General features: G+C 47.2%; 19 protein-coding genes. All 19 read right to left on the bottom strand.

The features are described 5' to 3' along the window. Positions 1-27: 27 nt before the first annotated feature. Positions 28-792, bottom strand: a complete 765-nt coding sequence (locus tag B5D40_RS07005; RefSeq protein WP_078776340.1) for an ATPase — start codon at positions 790-792, stop codon at positions 28-30. Next, positions 789-1,022 carry a hypothetical protein gene (locus tag B5D40_RS07000; RefSeq protein WP_078776339.1) on the bottom strand — a complete coding sequence of 78 codons (234 nt, stop codon included), beginning with the start codon at positions 1,020-1,022 and terminating at the stop codon, positions 789-791. The genes B5D40_RS07005 and B5D40_RS07000 overlap by 4 nt, the downstream gene beginning before the upstream one ends. Before the next feature lie 415 nt (positions 1,023-1,437). Further along, positions 1,438-1,731, bottom strand: a complete 294-nt coding sequence (locus B5D40_RS06995; protein ID WP_198950996.1) for a GIY-YIG nuclease family protein — start codon at positions 1,729-1,731, stop codon at positions 1,438-1,440. A 711-nt stretch (positions 1,732-2,442) separates the two neighbouring features. Next, a complete protein-coding gene (locus tag B5D40_RS06990; RefSeq protein ID WP_198950997.1) occupies positions 2,443-3,096 on the bottom strand; it encodes a restriction endonuclease subunit S in 654 nt (217 codons plus the stop codon). Next, the gene (locus B5D40_RS15270) at positions 3,038-4,432 is read right to left on the bottom strand and encodes a restriction endonuclease subunit S (protein ID WP_095849497.1); all 1,395 of its coding nucleotides are present in this window, start codon (positions 4,430-4,432) and stop codon (positions 3,038-3,040) included. Before B5D40_RS15270 ends, B5D40_RS06990 begins: the two co-directional genes overlap by 59 nt. Next, positions 4,416-4,781, bottom strand: a complete 366-nt coding sequence (locus B5D40_RS06975) for a GIY-YIG nuclease family protein (protein ID WP_198950998.1) — start codon at positions 4,779-4,781, stop codon at positions 4,416-4,418. The genes B5D40_RS15270 and B5D40_RS06975 overlap by 17 nt, the downstream gene beginning before the upstream one ends. A gap of 33 nt (positions 4,782-4,814) precedes the next feature. Beyond that, positions 4,815-5,840, bottom strand: coding sequence for a PDDEXK nuclease domain-containing protein (locus tag B5D40_RS06970; protein WP_078776337.1), 1,026 nt, complete (start codon positions 5,838-5,840; stop codon positions 4,815-4,817). Positions 5,841-5,877: 37 nt separating this feature from the next. Then, positions 5,878-6,222 carry an ORF6N domain-containing protein gene (locus B5D40_RS06965; protein ID WP_198950999.1) on the bottom strand — a complete coding sequence of 115 codons (345 nt, stop codon included), beginning with the start codon at positions 6,220-6,222 and terminating at the stop codon, positions 5,878-5,880. A 105-nt stretch (positions 6,223-6,327) separates the two neighbouring features. Next, positions 6,328-7,368 (bottom strand): PDDEXK nuclease domain-containing protein, encoded by a 1,041-nt coding sequence (locus B5D40_RS06960; protein WP_078776336.1) that lies wholly within the window; start codon positions 7,366-7,368, stop codon positions 6,328-6,330. After that, positions 7,358-7,741 (bottom strand): virulence RhuM family protein, encoded by a 384-nt coding sequence (locus tag B5D40_RS06955; RefSeq protein WP_078776334.1) that lies wholly within the window; start codon positions 7,739-7,741, stop codon positions 7,358-7,360. The genes B5D40_RS06960 and B5D40_RS06955 overlap by 11 nt, the downstream gene beginning before the upstream one ends. 171 nt (positions 7,742-7,912) lie before the next feature. Then, a complete protein-coding gene (locus tag B5D40_RS06950; RefSeq protein ID WP_078776332.1) occupies positions 7,913-9,481 on the bottom strand; it encodes a type I restriction-modification system subunit M in 1,569 nt (522 codons plus the stop codon). A 189-nt stretch (positions 9,482-9,670) separates the two neighbouring features. Then, entirely contained in the window at positions 9,671-10,828 is a 1,158-nt protein-coding gene (locus B5D40_RS06945; RefSeq protein ID WP_078776331.1) for a hypothetical protein, read from the bottom strand. Further along, complete coding sequence (locus tag B5D40_RS06940) at positions 10,825-11,664, bottom strand: TIGR02147 family protein (RefSeq protein WP_078776329.1); 840 nt, start codon at positions 11,662-11,664, stop codon at positions 10,825-10,827. Before B5D40_RS06940 ends, B5D40_RS06945 begins: the two co-directional genes overlap by 4 nt. Positions 11,665-11,797: 133 nt before the next feature. Beyond that, positions 11,798-13,477, bottom strand: coding sequence for a sensor histidine kinase (locus B5D40_RS06935; protein WP_143159518.1), 1,680 nt, complete (start codon positions 13,475-13,477; stop codon positions 11,798-11,800). Continuing rightward, positions 13,455-14,171, bottom strand: coding sequence for a response regulator (locus B5D40_RS06930; RefSeq protein WP_078776328.1), 717 nt, complete (start codon positions 14,169-14,171; stop codon positions 13,455-13,457). Before B5D40_RS06930 ends, B5D40_RS06935 begins: the two co-directional genes overlap by 23 nt. Positions 14,172-14,216: 45 nt before the next feature. Next, a complete protein-coding gene (locus B5D40_RS06925) occupies positions 14,217-16,457 on the bottom strand; it encodes an inorganic phosphate transporter (protein WP_078776327.1) in 2,241 nt (746 codons plus the stop codon). A 1,200-nt stretch (positions 16,458-17,657) separates the two neighbouring features. Beyond that, the gene (gene pyk / locus B5D40_RS06920; RefSeq protein ID WP_078776326.1) at positions 17,658-19,448 is read right to left on the bottom strand and encodes a pyruvate kinase; all 1,791 of its coding nucleotides are present in this window, start codon (positions 19,446-19,448) and stop codon (positions 17,658-17,660) included. Positions 19,449-19,603: 155 nt separating this feature from the next. Then, positions 19,604-20,389, bottom strand: coding sequence for an NYN domain-containing protein (locus B5D40_RS06915; RefSeq protein ID WP_078776325.1), 786 nt, complete (start codon positions 20,387-20,389; stop codon positions 19,604-19,606). Positions 20,390-20,611: 222 nt separating this feature from the next. Beyond that, entirely contained in the window at positions 20,612-20,740 is a 129-nt protein-coding gene (locus tag B5D40_RS16315) for a hypothetical protein (protein ID WP_255404460.1), read from the bottom strand. Between the last annotated feature and the right edge of the window lie 145 nt (positions 20,741-20,885).

The following is a 20,885-nucleotide window of genomic DNA, read 5'->3' as shown; positions in this document are numbered from 1 at the left end:
GCTGAATTTTTACCGAGAATATAGCAATTAAACAACTTTTATCTTTTCAATCACGTATTTGCTAAACCATTCTGGGACTTCCACTACTTCTTCTGTGAAGGAAATCTTGCCCTCCCTGCATTCGGCGAAATTCAAGTAGGAAGTCTTGCCCGATTCCGAATTGTCAAAAAAATAGACTCGGTCTGCAATTTTTAATGCCGGATATAGATTTTCAAGAGAGTGATAGTATCTGCTGACGACCTTTTCCTTGGGAACTTTGTGACCGCCTTGTTTTACACGGCTTTTAACACGTTCCCAGTTGATTGTCGGATCCTTGGTGGATACAAAGTAGAGGTAAATTTTGAATCCCTTGTTTTTCGCATCTTGTAACAATTGCAATTTTGACCGATGCGAAAAAACAGTTTCATAGAAAAAAGTACCGTCAGTTTCAAGCATCTTCGCCGTCAGATAATCTACAAGGTAGGCTGCCACGGTATTTATGGTTTTGTAGTCTTTTTTACCATTCCATGTAAAAAGACCTTTTTCAAGTCCCAATTTCTTCTGAATATAATCCATGGTTATGCCATTGCCAGGGCGTGTATTCCGAGCTGCGGAAACAAGAAATTCATCTATGCTACATGAAATAGGCCAGTCTTTGATATTAAAGCCTTTTAGCCTTAAATCTTTCGCAATCTTATCTGCATTGACATCTAGTCGTTCCGTGAAATACTTCTGCTTCACGAGAAAATCGTATAAACTGGACTTGCCAGAGCCATTAGGCCCTGCAAATACTCTAAAACGCTTCTTTGTCATATGGAGAATTTTTTTTGAGCAAGTTTCACCGGTGGGTTTACTTGACCGATATTCAATTTTCTTCCGTTCGGGAACATTTTATAGATAACAGTCCCTTCAGTAAAACAGACTGGAACCCCGCTTGAGAGAGCCTTCTTGTAAGCAGCAATACCCGCCTTGGAATATATCGATTGGCGTTTTTTTATATCGGACGCTTCGGTTATGGGTTCTTTTGTTGCTGTGCTCATCATTCACCTTTGTGACAATAAAAACAAATTCATCTTCTTTAAAGATACAATAATATCCCAAAAAGAATGTGAATTCCTGTTCGATCGGTTGATATCTCGGCTTTCTTGAATGCTGCCGTCATTGCGAACCCCGAAAGGGTGAAGCAATCCTTTTTTTGAGGGTAAGATTGCCACGTCGCTACGCTCCTCGCAATGACGGGGGGCGGGTGAGATTGCCGTGTCGCTGACGTTCCTCGCAAGGACGGGGGGCGGGTGAGATTGCCGTGTCGCTGACGCTCCTCGCAAGGACGAAGAGTCCGTATGAATTGCTATGTCTTTGACGCTCCTCGCAAGGACGAGTGGTGCTAGCGCTCTTCGGTGCGACTGGTGGTATTCGTCATTGCGAGCGGAGCGCGGCAATCTTTCTTGAGGGTTGCCGTCATTGAACAATGCTTTCGTATAAATCCTTCCATTCTGCATTGTTTTTTTCAATCAATTCGATTTTCTTTTGCCGGGAGCCGGCCTTTAATTGCTTTTCTCGCTGAATGGCCAGCGTGATATCATCGAAGATTTCGAAATACACAAGCTTTGTCACATTATAGCGTTTTGTAAATCCCTCAAACAGTTTATTTTTGTGCTCATAGGCTCTACGGACAAGGTCATTTGTAACGCCGACATACAATACGGTATTGGTAAAATTTGTCATAATGTAAACGAAAGACTTTTTGCTCATTCGTTCCTCCTTTTGATGTTTCCCACATTTTTAGAATGGTACCAATATAGGCAATGTAAGACCATTCTGACGTTCACCTTCGCTAGGTTTAGCGATTTTTTCCGCCATTGCGCCTGGCGTTTGAAAGCAGCCAAGATTGCTTCGTTGCTTTGCTCCTCGCAAGGACGGGAAGCCAGCCAAGATTGCTTCGTTACTTTGCGCCTCGCAAGGACGAAGAGTCCGTATGAATTGCTATGTCTTTGACGCTCCTCGCAAGGACGAGAGGTGCTAGCGCTCTTCGGGGCGACTGGTGGTATTCGTCATTGCGAACCCCGAAGGGGTGAAGCAATCCTTTCCTGCTGACAAGATTGCCACGGTGCTATCGCGCCTCGCAAGGACGGGAAGCCAGCCAAGATTGCTTCGTTGCTTTGCGCCTCGCAAGGACGAAGAGTCCGTATGAATTGCTATGTCTTTGACGCTCCTCGCAAGGACGAGAGGTGCTAGCACTCTTCGGGGCGACTGGTGGTATTCGTCATTGCGAACCCCGAAAGGGTGAAGCAATCCTTTCCTGCTGACAAGATTGCCACGGTGCTAGCGCGCCTCGCAAGGACGGGAAGCCAGCCAAGATTGCTTCGTTGTTTTGCTCCTCGCAATGACGAAGAGTCCGTATGAATTGCTATGTCTTTGACGCTCCTCGCAATGACGTACTGCTCGCAATGAGGGGGAAACCGCTCAAGTGCGGAACGAGAGCAGTTTGTCTCTGTAATATTCATATTGTTTTTTGCGTGCCTCGATTTCCGCGGGAAGCCCGGAAGCAATGTCGTTACAGAGTGAGTCGAAACGGTCAAGGATTTTGACAATGCGTTCTTGCTCGGCGAGGGGGGGAACTGAAAATTCAAAATTCATAACATCTTCCTTTGAACCTCTCGGCATTTTTGCGCCTTTTGCAAATTGCATATCATAGTTGAAAAAATCATCCGAAGAAAGTAGATAGTATAAATAGTTCGGCGTAATTACGTCCTTGCATTCGTCAATGATTCGTATCGTCAAAACATCTCCATTTGTTCCGCCGTTTCTATCCGCTTTCCAAATCTTTTTTAGATAAGGACGAATATTTCCTATCAGAATATCGTCCTTTTTGTATTCGATTGAATTGTTGCCTTCCGGGATTTTATCAGAAAATTCGACACCTTGTTTTTGTTGTAAAAGATTTTCTACGCTTACATAGGTAAAAGGCAGTAACTCGGAATTTTTTATGCGGGTGTCTGAATATTTCGCCACATCTCCCAGCTGCACGACCGCATACCCGAACACATACTGATAGAGGCTAATTACTGCTTGCTTGCTTGCTTGCTTGCTTGCTTGCTTGCGCAAGAACCGTGCCAAGCGGCTCAAAATTCAGAAGCAAATCGCGGTAATATTCATATTGTTTTTTGCGTGCCTCGATTTCCGCGGGAAGCCCGATTTTTAAGTCGGAGCAGATGGCGTCAAAGTTGTCGAGAACATGGACTATGCGTTCCTGCACGGCGAGAGGTGGAATGGGGATTGTGATGCCTTTCAGTTTATCGGGAGTAACTTCGATTACTTTTGTTCCGTGTGCAAGTTTTACTTTCTGAGTGTAGAAACCGGAACTTTGAAAATAATATGACAAGTATTTTGCGTTCTGATTATGATGAATAATTGCGGTGTGTCCGCTTACGGCAATCGGCACGTTTCCAAGCCATGCCGTGCATTTGCAGACATCTTCGACATTTTCACTCGTAACAGCCATTACAATGTCGTTCGGCTCTGCCTTTTTGGATTTTTCAAAAACTTCTTTTGAAACAAAGGTGAGCGTTTTGTTTGCCCAAGTTCCAAAATGCGTGTACATCTGCCCATAATGAATGCACGGCAAACCATTTTCAACAAAATCTTTCTTTTGGAAATTTCCGCCTCTTATAATCGTTGCAATCTCTCCCAGCGTTTTCCATATTACTTCATCCCGCCCCATTAGAGCGGCTGCTTTACCGTCATTGCGAGCGGCTGCGAAGCAATCTTTTTCGAAGCGAGCGTACAAAGATTGCTTCACCCCTTCGGGGTTCGCAATGACGGTGGCACTGCCGTTTTTCGCAATGACGGTGGAGGAAGCCGCTTCCCCTGTGTCCGCGCCCGGCGTTAGAAGCGCGTCGCGGTAGTACTCGTACTGCTTTTTGCGAGCTGTAAGCTCTGCTGTAAGCTCTGCTGTAAGCTCTGCTGTAAGCAAAGTGAAACAGTCCAGCACGCGGACTATTTCACTTTGCACCGCCAAAGGCGGCACAGGGAGTTGCAACTTATTAAATACACCTCTACTAATACGCGGTATACTACTTTTCCGAACATTTGAATCTATATACAATTGTTTTGTTTGTAAGTAGTAATAAATATATTTAGAGCAAACTCCATTTAAATCATCAAATGTAAAACAATCATCCGCAGCCCAAAAATCTATTTCAGAATATCCAATTTGACCTGCCGCACCTGCACTTATTACAAATGTCGTATCTTTTTTGCGATTTGATTTATCAAAATATCCTAAAGGTGTCAGTGCGTTTTGGTAAACAGGTATTTTTCCTTCCTTGTTAAGAATATCTCTCGTTACCCGAACGCCACGATTTACAGTTGCCACTTCCCCCAGTGTTTTATATTCAACACCGTCTAATAGTTCAGGAAATAATTTTTCTAAATAATTATTTGTTCCGCTCATAAATTACCTCGCTTATTTTTCCCTTTAGCCATTCTCTGCCGCATCCGGATTTAAAGTATTTTTCCCTTTCAACGGCTTCTTTTTCCGTATCAAAGCTTTCAAAATAAACAACTCCCAATGGTTTGTATTTCTTTGTATATTCTGCACCGTCTCCATCGCAATGACGTTTAAATCTCGCTTTTAGATTATTAGTAAAGCCCTTGTATAGGCAGCCATTTTCACAAATCAAAACGTATGTATAAAATTTATTTTCATCCGAAGGCAGATTTTCGATATTCCACACCGCCTGCCTGCCCTGTCTGTCCGACAGGTAGACGGCAGGCAGGTCCGGGCAAAGTTCCTTTATCAAATCATCTAGTTTACTCATTTCATTTTGTCCTATTTATTTGTTTTGATTCAGAACATCATCCACCAATTTTTTCAATTCTTCTTTGTTCGGTAAATACAATTCATACTTCGCCACGAACAATTGGGAATCCATTCCGTATGTGGCATATTCAACAAGAAGTTCATCCTTCAGATGGCTCAAGATAATTCCTATGGGAGGGTTATCGCCAGCAGTGTTTTCTTCTTTGGCAAAGTAACCCATATACATATTCATCTGCCCAATATCTTGATGCTTGACTGCATCTTTCTTCAAATCGATAAGGACAAAGCACTTTAAAATTCTGTGATAGAAGACCAAGTCTACATGGTAGTGACGATTGCCGATTGTAAGCGGGTATTGCCTGCCTACAAAAGCAAACCCCTTGCCAAGCTCCAATAGAAATGTTTGGAGGTTGTCTATCAAACGTTGTTCCAAATCCTGCTCACTATACTTTTCCTTATCCGGCAATCCGAGAAATTCAAGCGTGTATGTATCTTTTATCACATCTTCCGGCTGTTGTATTGCCAGTCCTTTTTGTGACAATTGCAACACACCTTCTTTGTCCCTGCTTGCCGCCAGCCGAAGATACAAGGCACTGTCAATTTGTCGGCGAAGCGATCTCACGTTCCATTGTTCTGCTATACATTCTTTTTCATAGAAACAGCGTTCCAGATCATCGTCTATGGTTATAAGTTCACAGATATGCGACCAGCTTAATTTGTCAGACACTGTCTGACAAATCGGATAAAGCAAATAGAATTTACGCATATTGTTCAAATTCGGACGGCTATATCCTTTCCCCAGCGTTATTTGCAGCAGTTTTGCAAGCGATGACAACAAAGCCGTTCCGTATTTAGCTTTAGCATTTCCTTTCTGTTCAAACTCAACAATATATTTTCCTACATTCCAATAGGTTTCAACTAACGTCGTATTGACAGACTGGAATAGATGTGCCTTTGCACCTGTTACCAAAGACGTTATGTTATTTGCCAACTCGTTTAAATCAGCCTCTGCCGGCAGATTTCTTTGCAATTTGCTCATTTGTCGTTCTCCTCTATATTTTGTAAAATCATCGGTATCAATGAAGAGTCAAGTATTTCAAATGCAAAGCATTTTTTCCCAAATCCGTAAATGCGTTGGGAAGTTTTCTTGTTCCTCCGTCTTGACCTTCAAAGAATCCGGGTTTCCGTGATGTCACAATCTGTGATTTCACCGCATCAACATCATCTTTTGTAAGCTGGAACATAAAGTCTTCCGGGAACCTGTTTATATTGCGTTTTACCTGCTGATTGAGCGCCCTGACTTCATATCCGTAAATTTCTGCCAAGTCGTAGTCAAGCATTATCTGCACATTGCGGACTGTATATATTCTACTTCTTAAATTTGTTTGTAATTCTGCCGCCTTTTCATTTTGCATTGTCATTTCTCCTTTATGTGGTTGGTATGCCTCGACTAGTTCGACACGGCTCAATGCCCGGTTGTCTGTCGTTCCCTGAGCTTGCCGAAGGGCTCATTTGTTGTTCTCCCGTTAATTATTCGTGTTATGTTGAAGTCTGAAAATTTCTTTCTGCGCTTCTATCTCGGCTTTTAGTCTTTCCTCATCAGGAAGATACAGCTTGTATTTTGAAGCAAAAAGTTTTTCGTTTCCGTGCAGAATGGAATACTTTGCAATATCGTCATCTGTATCAGAGCAAAGAATTATGCCAAAAGTAGGATTGTCGCCGTCACTTCGTTTCAACTCGTCATACATCCGCACATACATATCCATCTGCCCGACATCTTGGTGGGTGATTTTCGATGTTTTCAGGTCGATAAGGACAAAGCACTTCAAAATGTAGTTGTAAAAAACAAGGTCTATGTAATAATCTTCTTTTTCGGTGTGGATGTGCTGTTGCCGTGCAACGAACGCATAGCCTTTGCCGAGTTCCATTAAAAACTTCTGAATATTTGAGATGATGGCACTTTCAAGTTTGCTTTCCGTAAAATCATTGTTTTGCGAAAGTCCTAAAAACTCCGTCACAACCGGATTTTTGATAAACTCCAGTTTTCTTTGCAACGGTTTGGTAAGTTCCTGCATTTCACTTTTTACAAGTTCCTTGTGCTGCGAAAGCAATGTGCGCTCGTAATATTGCGAAGAAACATTGCGCTGCAAAGTGCGTGTGCTCCAGATTTCCGCCGCCGCCTCTTTTTCATACCAAGAACGTGCTTCTGCATTTTCCACTTGCAACAAGATTCTGTAATGCGACCATGACAAAGAATTTAGACGCAGTGTGTCTAAATTCGGGAATGTCTGATAAAAATCGAAATACTTGTAAAGATTGCTTGCGTCAAATCCTTTGCCGTATAAATCCGTCAACTCTTTGGAAAGTTTTTTGATGACTTGCTTTCCGTAAGATGCCCTTTTTTCGCCATGCAAGTTCTCTTCTGCAATTCGTTTTCCCAAGAGCCAGTTTCTCTGTATAATTGCAAAATTGATGGCAGAATACGCAAACTTCTGCGCCGATTCGATAATGACTTTCGCGTCTTCAAGCAGGTTTTCCGTTTTCTTGTATTCTATTTCATTCGCCATGGTGTGTTTCCTTTTCGCAAATTTCCCGCATCATCTTGTCAAAATCGCTTTGATACAGCCGGTCTTGCGTTACGCGGTATTTTTCAAATTCGCTTTCGGCAAACGCTTTTGCAATTTCCACCGTTACTTTGCCGTCGTCGGCAACTTGTGCAAAATTTGCACAAGTTGCACTTTCCTGCAATTCGCCTGTTTCAAAAATGTTCTTCAAATGCTTTGCGACGACGCTGCGGTCAACTTCAAAAAGTTCGCCGATTGCCTTTTGCGTAAGCCAGACATCGCCCTCCTGCACACGCACTTCAATTCCCTCTTCCTTTGCGTCGCGCGTAAAGACAAGAAAATCGACCGTGCTGTTTCTGATTTGCAGTTTACTCATTTGCTATATCTCCTTGCGGTCATTTCGACTGGTTCGACGAATGGTTACTAAGCATAGCCGAAACACACTAACCTAAACTCAATGTTCAGTCGCTGAGCTTGTCGAACATTCGTTCCGCCGTAGCATCCTGCTTTTCACAGACCTTTTGTGGTCGAAAATTTCGACCGCAATTCATCCAGTTTGTTCATTCCTCGCCTCCTCCAATTCCGCGACTATCTTATCTATCTCTGCGCGCAACTCATTCTCTCGAGCCACAATGCGGCGAATCTGCTCGTTCAGTTCCTTGATGTCGGTTTTCGGGCGAGTGTCTTCCGCTTCAATATAGCTGCTTACCGACAGATTGTAATCATTCTCGACGACGTCTTTATAATCAACCGATTTCGCGATATAATCTACATCTTCCTTCTTATCGAAAATATCAATAATTCTCTCGATGTGCTTGTCTTCCAGCACATTGTTGTTGGTTTCCTTTGTAAAGAATCCTTCACCGCTTGCGTCGATAAACTGGATTTTCGTATCCGTTTTGTGCTTGGAAAGGACAAGGATATTCACCGCTATGGAAGTACCATAAAAAAGATTGGCGGGCAAGGAAATAATCGTTTCCACATAGTTGCCATCCACCAGATACTTTCGGATTTTCTGCTCTGCACCGCCGCGATAAAAGATGCCCGGGAAGCAAACGATGGCAGCACGACCTTTTCCGGAAAGATAATGCAACGCATGGAGAACAAAGGCGAAATCGGCTTTTGATTTCGGAGCTAGAACTCCGGCTGGAGCAAAGCGGTCGTCGTTGATGAGCGTCGGGTCGTCCGAGCCAATCCAATTTACCGAATAGGGCGGGTTGGAGACAATGGCATCAAAAGGTTTCTCGTCTCCAAATTGCGGCTCGGTAAGCGTATTGCCAAGCGCGATGTTGAATTTATCGTAATTGATGTTGTGCAGGAACATATTCATACGAGCCAGATTGTATGTCGTATGATTGATTTCCTGCCCGAAGAATCCATCTTCGATGATGCGATTTTCAAACTGCTTTTTTGCCTGCAAGAGCAACGATCCCGAACCCGCCGCCGGATCGTAGATTTTATTGACGGTTTCCTGCCTGTGCATGGCAAGCCGGGAAATGAGCTTTGATACATTCTGCGGAGTAAAAAACTCGCCTCCAGACTTTCCAGCATTGGCTGCATAATTGTTTATCAGAAACTCGTATGCGTCGCCGAAAAGGTCTATTTCATGCGTTTCGAAATTTCCAAAGTTCAATCCTTCTACGCCTTTTAGGACGGCAGCCAAACGGCTGTTCTTACTTTCCACCGTATTGCCGAGCCTCGTACTTGTGGTGTCGAAATCGGCAAACAGTCCTTTGATATTCTTTTCAGAGGCATAACCATTGGCAGAACTTTCTATGGAATCAAAGATGGCTTTCAAGTCTGTATTCAGATTCGGATTGGTGTTGGCATTTTTGACCACATTGACAAACAGCTGGCTCGGATAGATGAAATACCCTTTTGTCTTTATCGCATCATCTTTGATTTCCGGCGTTATCACGCTGTCTTTTAACGAAGCGTAGTCAATACTATCGTCGCCGCCTTTTATGTAGTCCGCAAAATTCTCGCTAATGAAACGGTAGAATAAGGTTCCCAAAACGAACTGCTTGAAATCCCAGCCATCCACGGCTCCTCGAACTTCGTTGGCTATTTTCCAAATCTGAGATTGCAGGTGCTCTCTTTGATGAATACTTGTCATTTTTTGCAAACTCCTTTTCCTTTCAAATATAAAAATTCACAAAATCATTCCGATTTACAAATAGGCGCTTCCAAGCCAATAAAGTATTTGAACTTTATCGGAGAATTTTCAAAGACTCTCCACCGATTCTATCATACACGACGGGTCGCCGGGAATTATTTTAGACTCGCCCCCGCCCCCAAAAAAATACTAACGCCCGAGCAAATCCCGGAACAAATCCTGTGCGGAGACACCGTGAAAAACGATTTTATCCAGCCACAAATCCATATTTCTTGTCGAAAGGAAAGTAATCATCCGCATCCGCGACTTTATCTTTTCCCAAGTTTCATTTCCCGACGGCGGCACGGCAACCCGAACCCATTCCGTGGAAGAAGGAATGTCAAATTCAAAGTCCCAGGATTCCACTTCACCGGCTTCGTTTAATCCCGCAAATTGCATGACGACGTGGCCAGAGCCCCGAATGTAAAACGAAACGCTGTCCGTTTGAGACATATCGTAAGAGGTAGTCGAGTCCTGCCAAAACGAAACGCCGATATCGAAGCCGCAAAGGGCAAAGGCATCTGCCAAAGTCGTATCGACGACAAATGTATAATGGGCACTCTGCGAAGTTTCAAAGCTTTCCGGGGAACGCACTAAAGCGTCCGTTGGCGATTCCGGTTCGACGTGGCTCAAAGAATCCGAAGATGTAAACCACCAGCTTGCCCCCGTCAATGCGGCGAAGCGATTTGTCGCCACGGAACGTTCAAAGTCTTCGACGAGAACACTGTCTGGGGAAGGCTCTACAAGTTCCGTTTCCGCGGCAGCATTGCCGTCAGCAACAAGAGTTTCCCAAAAAACATATTCCGACTCCCCTTCCGAAAGTACGGCGTATTCCCCATCCGGAATGTTTTCAAAACGAAATGCGCCCGATTCGGAAACTTCCGCAGCATAGGACGTTCCAAACAGAAAGAGCCGCCGAGGCATTGCCGTTTGCACGACCAGTTTTCCCTGCAAACTCGCCGGTTTTTTCAATGTATCCGTCAAAAGGGAATCCCCTGCCAAAACCCGATTCCGGGCAACGCCGGACTTTTCCTGGACTTCGATGAAGCCGTTCTGCGAAGGGCGCTTTAACCGGGCGATTCCCGATTCATCGGCAACGGCACTGTCTTCGACGATGGCGGTTTCCGTAACCAAGCGGACTTTTGCCGCCACGGCGGGTTCCCCAGAAGCCAAACGGATGCGGACGGCGAGAGTGTTCTGCGTTTCGTCCCAAATGCCTCCGCTGGTCTGCGTCGATTCGGAACACGAAGAGAAAAGCCCCAAGCAGAGCGAGAGGAAAAACATTTGATAAACTGCCGCATTTTTCATGAAGACGAAACCTCTTTTGAAAAAGCAACCGGAAAAAACGCCGTCGCCAAACGCATGACCCTATCCGGCGAATGGACCTTTTCGACCCGGGCCCGAATTTCGTCGCGCGCATTCTCCAAGATAGCAAGACAATCCCGAAATGCGGATTCGTCCAAGGCCATATTCATCACGTTGATGTCGCGTTTCGATTTATCGTGGATTTCCAGACTCTGCATAGCCAATTTCATCGATTCGGCCTGATACGCCCGGACCCGTTTCGCCTGCAATGCTGCGCCTCCCGCCCTTAATGTCAAATCCGAAAGTTTCCAAAAGCCTTCGGCATCCCGCACAGCCAGCCCCAAACGGGAGAGCAGAGTCACAGCATTTTTTGCTTCGTCGGCGGAAATCGGCGGAGAAACCATCGCTCCCAAAGCCGCATAGTCATCCCGAATGCGAACAAAGCCCAACAGCGTCCGCACTGCGCTGTGATACCAGCAGGCGTATAATTCATACTGGTCCGCTTTAAGGTCCCGACTGGTCGCCCCCTTCAACGCCAATGCTTCGGCAAATAGCCGCCGGGTGTCGGATTCCCGGCGAGCGCGCCCGAATTCCACCAGCTTTTCAAAATACTGCGCTTCCTTTTCGTCTAATTTCAGATATTCGATAAAACGCGGAAGAGCGCGTTTGGAGATGTGCAAATTCTTTTGAAGGATCCGAAAAACCTGGCTCTGATCCAGCCCGACCCCATCGCCAAAGACCTTATAGGAATACCAGGGGGACTTTGCCTTTTTGCTTTCAAAAAAAGCCGTCAGATATTCACGATAATCTAAAAATTGAAAGGGAGACAATTTATCCATAATAAGACCGCGTTTCCCCTAATCTATACAAAAAAAATTTCGCCGGTGGAAAAGCGGGAAAAAGATATTTGCAAAGTTTTTTGCAATGCGAAGGACGATTTAAAACTGACGCGCCGGATAGTACGACGGGCGGTTAGCCAGAAACCGATTCCGCGGGAAACTCGACCCGAAAGCGGCTTCCCTCGCCGAAAACGGAATGGACAGAAATTTTCGCCCGGTGAATTTCGGCGATATGCTTGACAATCGCGAGCCCAAGTCCTGTGCCGCCCGTTTCCTTGGAACGACTTTTGTCCACGCGGTAAAAGCGTTCAAAAATATGCGGCAAATGTTCTTCTGAGATCCCCACGCCGCTGTCGCTCACGACGACCGCATTCCCTTCAAAGGAAACGGCGACTTTTCCCGAATCCTTATTGTAACGAATCGCATTCGACAGCAGATTATACAGCATTTCAAAGATTTTTCTTTTATCCACCCGCAGGAAAAAATCCCGTTGCGGAAGAGTTATGGAAATGTTCCGCGCTTTCGCCAAAGATTCCAGTTCAGAGGCGACTTCCCCGACAATTTCCCGCAGGTTCCATTTTTCCAGGCGAAGAGCATTCGGGTCGAGTTCGTCCAGTTCCGAAAGTTTGAGGATATCGTTGGTGAGGGAAATCAGACGCGCCGATTCCTTGCGGATTTTCCCGGCGAATTCCGGAATGTCCTCGCTTTTCGCCATCCCCGATTCCATCATTTCCGCATAGCCCGCAATCGATGTGAGCGGCGTTTTCAATTCATGCGAGACATTGGCTGTAAACCTTTCCCGAAGGAGAGCGAGGTTTTTCTTTTCGGTGACATCGAGCAGGATGGCTATCACACCCGAAACTTCGCCGCCGACCAAAACAGGGCTGGCGATGAGGCGGACATCCTTGCCTGCAAGCTGAATTTCCGCATCTTCCTTGACGCCGTTCAAAGCCTTTTCCACCGCCTTGAGAAGTTCCGGGCGTTCTGAAAAAGCGCGCAAAGGCTTTCCCGAAAAATCGCCATCGACGCCGAACATTTCCCGGGCGACACCATTCACCAGGACGACGTCGCTTTGGGAATCCAGCAAAATCATGCCTTCGGACATTTCTTCAATCAGCGTGCGAAAACGGTTCCTTTCAAATTTCAGGCGCGACATTTCCCGCAGCGTATTGTCCCTTTCCCGCTTGAGCTGCCGCGCAAACGGAGCGAGTTCCCGATAAAGCAAATCCCCTTCCGGAAACTGGAGCGAATCCGGATTTTCCGCCAGACGGCGAATCGGTTCCACAAAACGATGGGAAAGAATATGGGCAAAGAACAGGGAAAGCAAAAATATCGCAGCCAAGAGAATCGCCAGTTTGGGATAGACATCGGAAAGGACAGAAAAGGCAATGCTTTTCCGAACGGAAAGGCGCAAGACATTGCCGTCGGGCAAAAGCCGGGCGTAATAATACACTCCCGTTTCCAAAGTCTGGGAAAGACGGTAGCTCGAACCTTCACCATTCTGCAAAGCAGCACGCACTTCCGCGCGGGAAAGATGCAAGTCCAGCGTTTTGTCCTTGGCGTCGGATTCAAAGAGGACATCTCCCGTAGGCGAAATCAATGTGATGCGCAAAGAGGGCGTCGCCAATTTTTCCAAATCCGCGACGGAATCGATAAACCCGTAAGCGCTGGCGACTATCGCTCCCTGCTGTTTTAAATCTTGAACAGCCTGATTCGCAATTCCCGTGCGAAATGCGCCCGCCGTCAAAAGCATGGCGATGAGGGCGGCAAGAAGCCCGACATAGAAAAGACTAAAGCTCAGTTTTTCCTTCACCGTTTTCCCCACTTTCCGCCTTGTAACCGACGTTTCGAACCGTCTTGATGTAATCGCCGACGCTTCCCAGTTTTTTTCGCAACGTTTTGACGTGCATATCGACCGTTCTCGATTCCAGAGCGGCGTCAATTCCCCAGCATTTTTCCAGCAGCTGGTTTCGCCCAAAAACGATTCCCGGATGGGAACAAAGCAATTTCAAAACTTCGTATTCCTTGAAAGTCAATTCTACCGGTTCGCCTTCCACCGTGACGACATGCCGCAAGTCGTCGATTTCGATTTTGCCCAGACAAATGCGGCGCGATTCTTCCGATTCCCGATTTTCAAATCGCTTTTCGGCGCGGCGCAACAATGCGCGCACACGAGCCAAAAATTCCATAATGCCAAAAGGCTTGGTCAAGTAGTCGTCCGCTCCGGAATCCAGCCCGCGGATTTTGTCCAGTTCCGTCGTCTTGGCAGTCACCATCATCACGGGAACAGAAGCCGTGCGATTGTCCCTGCGCAAAGCTTCAAGAATCGCAAAACCGTCCTTTCCGGGAAGCATCACGTCGAGTATCAGCAGAGAAAGAACCCGCTTTTCCAGAACCGAAAAAAACTCGTCCGCAGAAGAGGCTGAAACCACCTCGTATCCCGCGCTCTGGAGCGCATACACTTCCATTTCCCGGATATTCTTGTCGTCTTCTACCACACAAATCATCGAAGCATCCTTTGGGCGACCTTTAAAAATGCGTTTTCCAAAAATCTAGACTAAATCCGTCATCATTTTTTTAGAGGACTTGTTTAAATAGCCCGTAGCATCGAGAATGGCGCGGCACTCGTAAAGGACGGTCAAAAAAAGCAGATTGACGCTCGCCACCATCTGATTTTCAGGCACCTTTTGCTGCATAGCCGTTTTCCGAATGCCGACGATTTTCGCCCCCAGCGCTCGAAGCCGATTTTGCAACCCCGCATAATCCGAATAGTCGTTTTCCAAAATCATGCGGGCGGAATCTTCGATGCCATCGCGCATTTCTTCGGCGAGTTCCAGCAGGACCTTTTTTTGCGATTCTCCCAAAGGCGTCAAGTGATTATCGACGTGATTCAGGCACGGCTTATGGACGCGTTCCAAACTGAAATAGAGAGACATCGCGAAATCGTTCGCCTGGTAAAGGAAAAATTTTTTTGCCAGCGTTTCTTCGTGGAACATTTTTTGCGAACAGGCAAATCCTTCGTGGCGCAAGCGGTGCAGCGTCTTATACTCCTGCTTCATCCTTTGCCGGACATAGCGCAACATCTCCAAGTCCTCGTTTGCCAAAGCTTTCAGCGTATCGAGGACGGAATCTTCCACAAACACGAGGAACCAGCCCCAGCCTTTAGAATAATAGGCTTGAACCATCGGCAGAATTTTTTGCGAATCCTTTTCTTCCATAATCGTTTGAAATTCTCCGGGAGCCGCCTCCTTTTCTTTCTCTTTTTTTCGATACCGGACGGACGAGCGCACAAGAATGCAAACCACCAGACCAAAAAGCAGGAAGGCCACCGGAATGCCACCCCAAAAAATCATGCCGCTCACCATGAAGGCGCACACGAACGCCGCAAACGCCGTAAAGAACCAGCCGCCGACCACCGAGAAAACACCCGTGATGCGATAGACCGCAGACTCGCGCCCCCACGCCTTGTCCGCCAGCGAAGAACCCATAGCGACCATAAATGTCACATAGGTCGTCGATAGCGGCAATTTGAAAAACGTGCCGAGCGAAATCAGAATGCTAGCGAGCATCAAATTCACCGAAGCCCGCAGCAAATCGAACGCGGCGTCGCTTTCTTCGAGCTGCAATCGTCGGGCATCCAAGCGCCTGTTCAAAAAATTCCGAATTTTAAACGGGACGATTCCGCGCACCACCGACGACAAAAGATCCGCATAACGGACGAAAGCCCTGGCGATAGGGCTTGTGCCGAACAATTCCTCCGAAGAAGACTGGCTCGAAAGCGAAACCGATGTGCGAATCACATTCCGCGCCTTGCGGGAAGTCGCAAGCGAAACCGCCATAATGACGCCCGCCAAAGAAAGAATCCACCACAGGCTTTTTTCCGAAGCGCAGAGCGCCGTCATCATCGCCTGATCCGCCGAAAGCCCGCTATCCGCATACGCCATAAAAGCGGAAAGCCCGGTAAGTGGCACTCCGATAAAATTCACCAGATCGTTCCCGGCAAAGGAGAGTGCAAGCGAAAAGGTTCCCGCTGCGACAATCAGCTTGAACACGTTGCGCTTCAACAGGAAGAGGAGTTCGGACAAAGCCGCAAAAACAAGAAAGCTGCCTAGAAAAGTACCAAGCCTGTTCTGCGCCAAAACTTCGGGCACCGCAATCGCCGAACCTTTAAGCCCTTGAAAAAGGACGAAATAGAAAATCGCCGACAAGGAAATCCCCCCGAATACGGCGATAAAATACTTCTCCCGAGGTTTATAACGGAACGTCCAAACGACGCGGGAAATCCACTGGACAATCCAGCCAAAGACAAAAGCGACGGCGACCGACGTAAAAATGGCGATAATCACCGACAGCGCCTTTTCCGAATTGACCAAGTCGCCAAGGGAAAGTTCACCCGCGCCCCGATGCAGCTTGATCAGCGAAAGGGAAAAAGTCCCGCCCAAAAGTTCAAAGACCATCGAAACCGTCGTCGAAGTCGGAAGGCCGAGCATATTAAAAATATCGAGCAAAATCACATCGGTCAGCATAGCACCCGCGCATATCGCCATAATTTCTGCGAACGTAAAATGCTGCGGCTGAAAAATCCCATGCCGCGCCACGTCCATCATCCCGCTCGAAAAAGAAGCGCCGATTAAAATCCCCGCTGCGGCAATCGCAATCAGAAACTTGAAACCGAAAGCCCTGGAGCCCACCGCCGAATTCAAAAAATTGGAGGCATCGTTCGACACGCCGTTTATCAAATCGAAAACGGCCAAAAGAAAAAGCATTCCGATAACGATTACATAAATATCCATGCCCCAAAATTAAACGGGAAAACGCGCCGGAACAAGAGCGTCCGAGCAGCTTTTGAAAAAATTTCTCACAGACTTTACATCGATTTTACACAAGGCAAAAAAGCAAAAACGGAATGGGCGTCCCCCGCCTGCGGCGGGTCGGGCTATGGCGTTATCGCCGGGCAATTCAAATCAAAAAATCCAGAGCCCGGCGTCCGTTCAGCCTCGCTTCGCGAGTCCGAATGGCTTCGCCACTGCTATCCCTCACGCAAAAAACGAGAATGATGGACAATCCTCCACCCAATACTCGCAATTAGGATTTTTTTCAAAAAGGAGAACTTCTTTTCTCAAGGGGAAACTCGGTTATCAGTTTCAAGTTCCAACCGGTCCCTGGGTTTATCAAACGGAGACAGACGGTTACTGAGCTTGTCGAAGCACGGTTGCTGAGCTTGTCGAAGCAAACCGGTTTTAGCGCGTTTTCACGTGAAAATTACCCGCCGCAGAAATTTTGCCCCGTGTGTACGTGAAAATTTGTTGCCGCAGAAAGTTTTGGGAATTATATACGATCTTCCACCAAATACTCTCAAATAAATTTTTTTTCAGAGCGTGAATTTCTTTTTCACAAGGGGAATTTCTTTTCGCAGACTGCGAGGTGCTCGCTTACGCCCATGAGCCTTGGAAGCTCCGCTTCCTTTAGGCGAATTGTGCAAAGCCCCATGAGTCTTGGGAACTTGTTCCCTTAGACGAATTGTCCCTTCCAGGGATACTTCAACTACGGAATCAGAGATTCCTAGTTTCAGGGATGCCTTGTAGGCCAGCGGGCGGAAGGGATAAGGGGGCTTCCAAGTTGCAAAGACTCCCTTCCAGGGACAATTCGTCTAAAAGAGTAAAACTCTTAAGACTCATGGGCAGCCCCTTTTCCCTTCACCCTATCCCCCGCCACGCTTTATAGTTGAAAAATTTTGAATTTATAGGGAGGAATGAAATGGTAGTGTCGAGAGGGGGGGCTTTCACAAGGGGAACCCAGTTATCAGTTCCGACACCCAACCGCTCCCTGCCCTTCGACAGGCTCAGCAACCGGTTGCCGAACTAATCACTAATCGCTAATCACCAACTTGCGTCAAGGCTACCCCGCCACGCTCCTTGAAAAATGCGAAGTTAGATTTCAAGAAGCTTGGAAAAACGAAACAAAAAAGAGAATTGCCGTCTGTAGCCAGAAAATTACAAGCGTCCTTCATAAACCACAAGGCTCTTGCCGTCGATGGTCACCGCGAATCCGGGTTCCAGCATCCGCATGGCGTCTTTCACCGCCGAAAGCCACACCAAGCGGGGATTGACAATGGAAAGCACGTCCGGCGGAATCTTGCATTCCCCTTCCACGATAACGCCTCGCACCTGGCGAAGAACCGGAATGTATTCTTCGGTGAGCGTAGGGCAAAGCAGAATCTCGTCGCTTTCTTTGCGCTGGAGCAAGTAAGCTTCCGTCGGCGAGTTCGCCCGTAAAATCCTTCCCGTGGCCCGGGGAAATTCTTCGCTGGCGACCCCGCCAAAATCCGCCCGAGCCAAGATGTTTCCCACATACAGGACGCGAATCGTATTCACCACGGAAGCCGACAGCGGAAAACCGGAAACCATCACGATTCTATCGGAAATGCGAACGGCTCCCGCGTCGTGGGCACTCTTAATGGCATTTTGCACCATGTCATCGGAGCCTGTCACCAGTTTTGCGAAAAGCGGGAAAATGCCCCAATTCAAAAGCAGCTGGCGTTCCACCTGCTGATGGGGAGTCACCGCCAGAATCGGCTGTTCCGGTCGAAACATGCTGACCATACGGGCCGTATTGCCGCTGAGGGTGGGAGTGATTATCGCCGTGGCACTCACATCCCGGGCGGTCTGGTAAGCGTTCTGGGAAACAATCCGGCTGATGTCCCCCCGCAAATCCATTTCAAAAGATTCCCGCATTTTCTTGTAATACTCCGGCGAATATTCCACCGTCACCGCCACCCGCACCATCGTCTCCACCGCTTCAATGGGATAGCTGCCATTGGCGGTTTCCCCGGAGAGCATCACCGCATCCGTGCCGTCAAAAATCGCATTGGCCACATCCGTCAGTTCCGCACGGGTGGGGCGCGGGTGAGAAATCATGGATTCCAGCATTTGCGTCGCCGTAATGACCGGCTTTCCAAACTGGCGGCAAACCCGGATAATATGCTTTTGCGCCAGCGGGATTTTTTCCGTGGGCAGCTGCACTCCCAAATCCCCGCGGGCAATCATGACGCCGTCCGCCGCTTCGGCGATTTCCCGAATGTTGTTCAGGCCTTCCTCGTTTTCGATTTTGGCAATAATCCGCGCTTTGGAATTCAGGCTTTCCAGGTAGCGACGGATTTCCTGAACCTCACTGGCGTAACTCACAAAACTGGCCGCGATAAAATCCACGTTTTGTTCCACGCCAAACTTGATGTCCAGCTTGTCCTGCTCGCTCATGATGGGAAGCCCGGCGTGAAGCCCCACAAGATTCACATTTTTCTTGCTGGAAATTTCCCCGGAATTTTTGGCAACCGCAAAAACCGTGGAACCATCCGAATCTTCCACATCCAATTCCAAAAGCCCGTCGGCCACCAGAATGCGATTTCCCTTTTGAACCCGGTGGGGCAAATCCGTCCACGACACCGACATCCGCGCCGGTTCGGATTCCGTCGCCGCCACCGTTTCGCAACCATCGACGGAAACCAAAACCCTGTAGCCTTTTTGAATCAAAACGGGAGCATTCTTCGCCGTATTCCCCGTCCGGATTTCGGGACCTTTCGTGTCCAGCATCAGCGCGATAGGGCGATTCAACGCCGATGAAACCCGCTTCACCCGATCCATCATTTCCAAATGGGATTCGTGAGTCCCGTGCGAAAAATTAAACCGGGCAACATTCATCCCGGCGAGAATCAGGCGGGAAACGATTGCGTCGTCGGCAGTGGTCGGGCCCATGGAGCAGACAATTTTCGTTTTATGGGTAAACATGAAAATTCCTCTTTTGCAATTCGTCCCAAAATTAAAAAAAGAAGAATTTGAATTTCTGAAAATCCCTTGTTTTTTTGGGGACTACAAAAAATTTCGCCTTCTTCCGCAAAAAGCAAACGCTAAAAAATTTCATTTTTGTAACAGCAATGCTTCCGCTATTTCTTGGGGCGCAAATAGAGAGCAATGGATTCGGAATTTGCCTGTTTGCGTTCTTGAATTTCAAACAAATCGCTGCGGCCTTTGACAAACTCGCTCAGCTTTTTAAATCCGTATTGGCGCGGATCAAAATCCGATTTCAACTTGAGTAAAATGCTGCCGAAAGTCCCGAGATGCGACCAGCCGGTATCGTCGCTGGATTGTTCTAAAGCGGTCGCAATAGCTTTAACGGTTTTCGAGGGCAGGGAGGGCCCCGTTTGGGAAAATTCGTGTTTTTCGGAATTCTTTCTATTCGCCGATTTTCTTTCCGGCTTCGAGGGCGCAAAAATTTCCGTATCGACAAATACATGGCAGGCATTTTTAAACGCTTCGGGAGTCGTCTTTTTGCCAAAGCCGTAAACCAGCAGGCCTTCTTCACGAATCCGGGTGGCAATGCTCGTAAAATCGCTGTCGCTGGAAACAATGCAAAAACCGTCAAAGCGGCGTGTGTACATCAAATCCATCGCATCGATAATCATCGTGCTGTCCGTCGCATTCTTCCCTTTGGTATAGGCGAATTGCTGAACCGGCTTGATGGCGAATTCATTGAGAATCGCCCGCCACTGGGCGCTTTGGGGAGAAGTGAAATCCCCGTAAATCCGCTTGACCGTCGCTTCGCCGTATTTGGCAATTTCCGAAAGCAGATACTCGAAAACCGAAGGCTGTGCATTATCCGCATCGATAAGAACCGCCAGTTTTGCCGAAGACTCTTCCATTTCCTGTTTCGCAAACGATCTATTTTTCATCTCTTTCCTTTCCTGTGAACGCTTCGCCTAGAATATAATTTCCGAAATGAAAAACGCCTTCTCCCGCCCAAAGAGAAAGTGCAAACCGAGCGACATTTCCATTTGACGAGCTAAAAATTTTAAGGCTTATACAAAATTCCACGAAATCTTCGCATTTAAAAATTTTTCACAAAGTTCGCTATTTCCGGGCGTTTCCCGCCTGCGGCGGGCCGCTCCCTAGCGTTATCGCTTTCGGCGTCCGTTCAGCCAAATTTCCAGAAATTTGTCCGAACCCATCCGGGCGTCGGTCGCTAACGCGAAAGTCAAAACATTCCATTCTTTTGAAAGCTTCAATACGTGAACTTTTTTCACAGAGGTGAATTTCTTCTCGCAGACAGCGAGATGCTCGCTTACCTATGAGTCTTGGAAGCTCCGCTTCCTTTAGGCGAATTGTCCCTTTCAGGGATACTTCAACTACGGAATCGGAGATTCCTAGTTTCAGGGATGCAAAGCCCCA

The organism is Fibrobacter intestinalis (assembly GCF_900167415.1).
Lineage (GTDB): Bacteria > Fibrobacterota > Fibrobacteria > Fibrobacterales > Fibrobacteraceae > Hallerella > Hallerella intestinalis.
The sequence above is the reverse complement of the archived record's forward strand: the minus strand, read 5'-3'. Positions and strand labels throughout refer to the sequence as shown.

Coding starts and splice junctions, on each gene's coding strand:
- B5D40_RS07000 (WP_078776339.1), bottom strand. CDS start 1,022: ATGATGAGCACAGCAACAAAAGAACCCATAACCGAAGCGTCCGATATA.
- B5D40_RS06955 (WP_078776334.1), bottom strand. CDS start 7,741: ATGAGTAAACTGCAAATCAGAAACAGCACGGTCGATTTTCTTGTCTTT.
- B5D40_RS06970 (WP_078776337.1), bottom strand. CDS start 5,840: ATGAGCAAATTGCAAAGAAATCTGCCGGCAGAGGCTGATTTAAACGAG.
- B5D40_RS15270 (WP_095849497.1), bottom strand. CDS start 4,432: ATGAGCGGAACAAATAATTATTTAGAAAAATTATTTCCTGAACTATTA.
- B5D40_RS06995 (WP_198950996.1), bottom strand. CDS start 1,731: ATGAGCAAAAAGTCTTTCGTTTACATTATGACAAATTTTACCAATACC.
- B5D40_RS06950 (WP_078776332.1), bottom strand. CDS start 9,481: ATGACAAGTATTCATCAAAGAGAGCACCTGCAATCTCAGATTTGGAAA.
- B5D40_RS06915 (WP_078776325.1), bottom strand. CDS start 20,389: ATGAAAAATAGATCGTTTGCGAAACAGGAAATGGAAGAGTCTTCGGCA.
- B5D40_RS06960 (WP_078776336.1), bottom strand. CDS start 7,368: ATGGCGAATGAAATAGAATACAAGAAAACGGAAAACCTGCTTGAAGAC.
- pyk (WP_078776326.1), bottom strand. CDS start 19,448: ATGTTTACCCATAAAACGAAAATTGTCTGCTCCATGGGCCCGACCACT.
- B5D40_RS06945 (WP_078776331.1), bottom strand. CDS start 10,828: ATGAAAAATGCGGCAGTTTATCAAATGTTTTTCCTCTCGCTCTGCTTG.
- B5D40_RS07005 (WP_078776340.1), bottom strand. CDS start 792: ATGACAAAGAAGCGTTTTAGAGTATTTGCAGGGCCTAATGGCTCTGGC.
- B5D40_RS06965 (WP_198950999.1), bottom strand. CDS start 6,222: ATGACAATGCAAAATGAAAAGGCGGCAGAATTACAAACAAATTTAAGA.
- B5D40_RS06925 (WP_078776327.1), bottom strand. CDS start 16,457: ATGGATATTTATGTAATCGTTATCGGAATGCTTTTTCTTTTGGCCGTT.
- B5D40_RS06940 (WP_078776329.1), bottom strand. CDS start 11,664: ATGGATAAATTGTCTCCCTTTCAATTTTTAGATTATCGTGAATATCTG.
- B5D40_RS06930 (WP_078776328.1), bottom strand. CDS start 14,171: ATGATTTGTGTGGTAGAAGACGACAAGAATATCCGGGAAATGGAAGTG.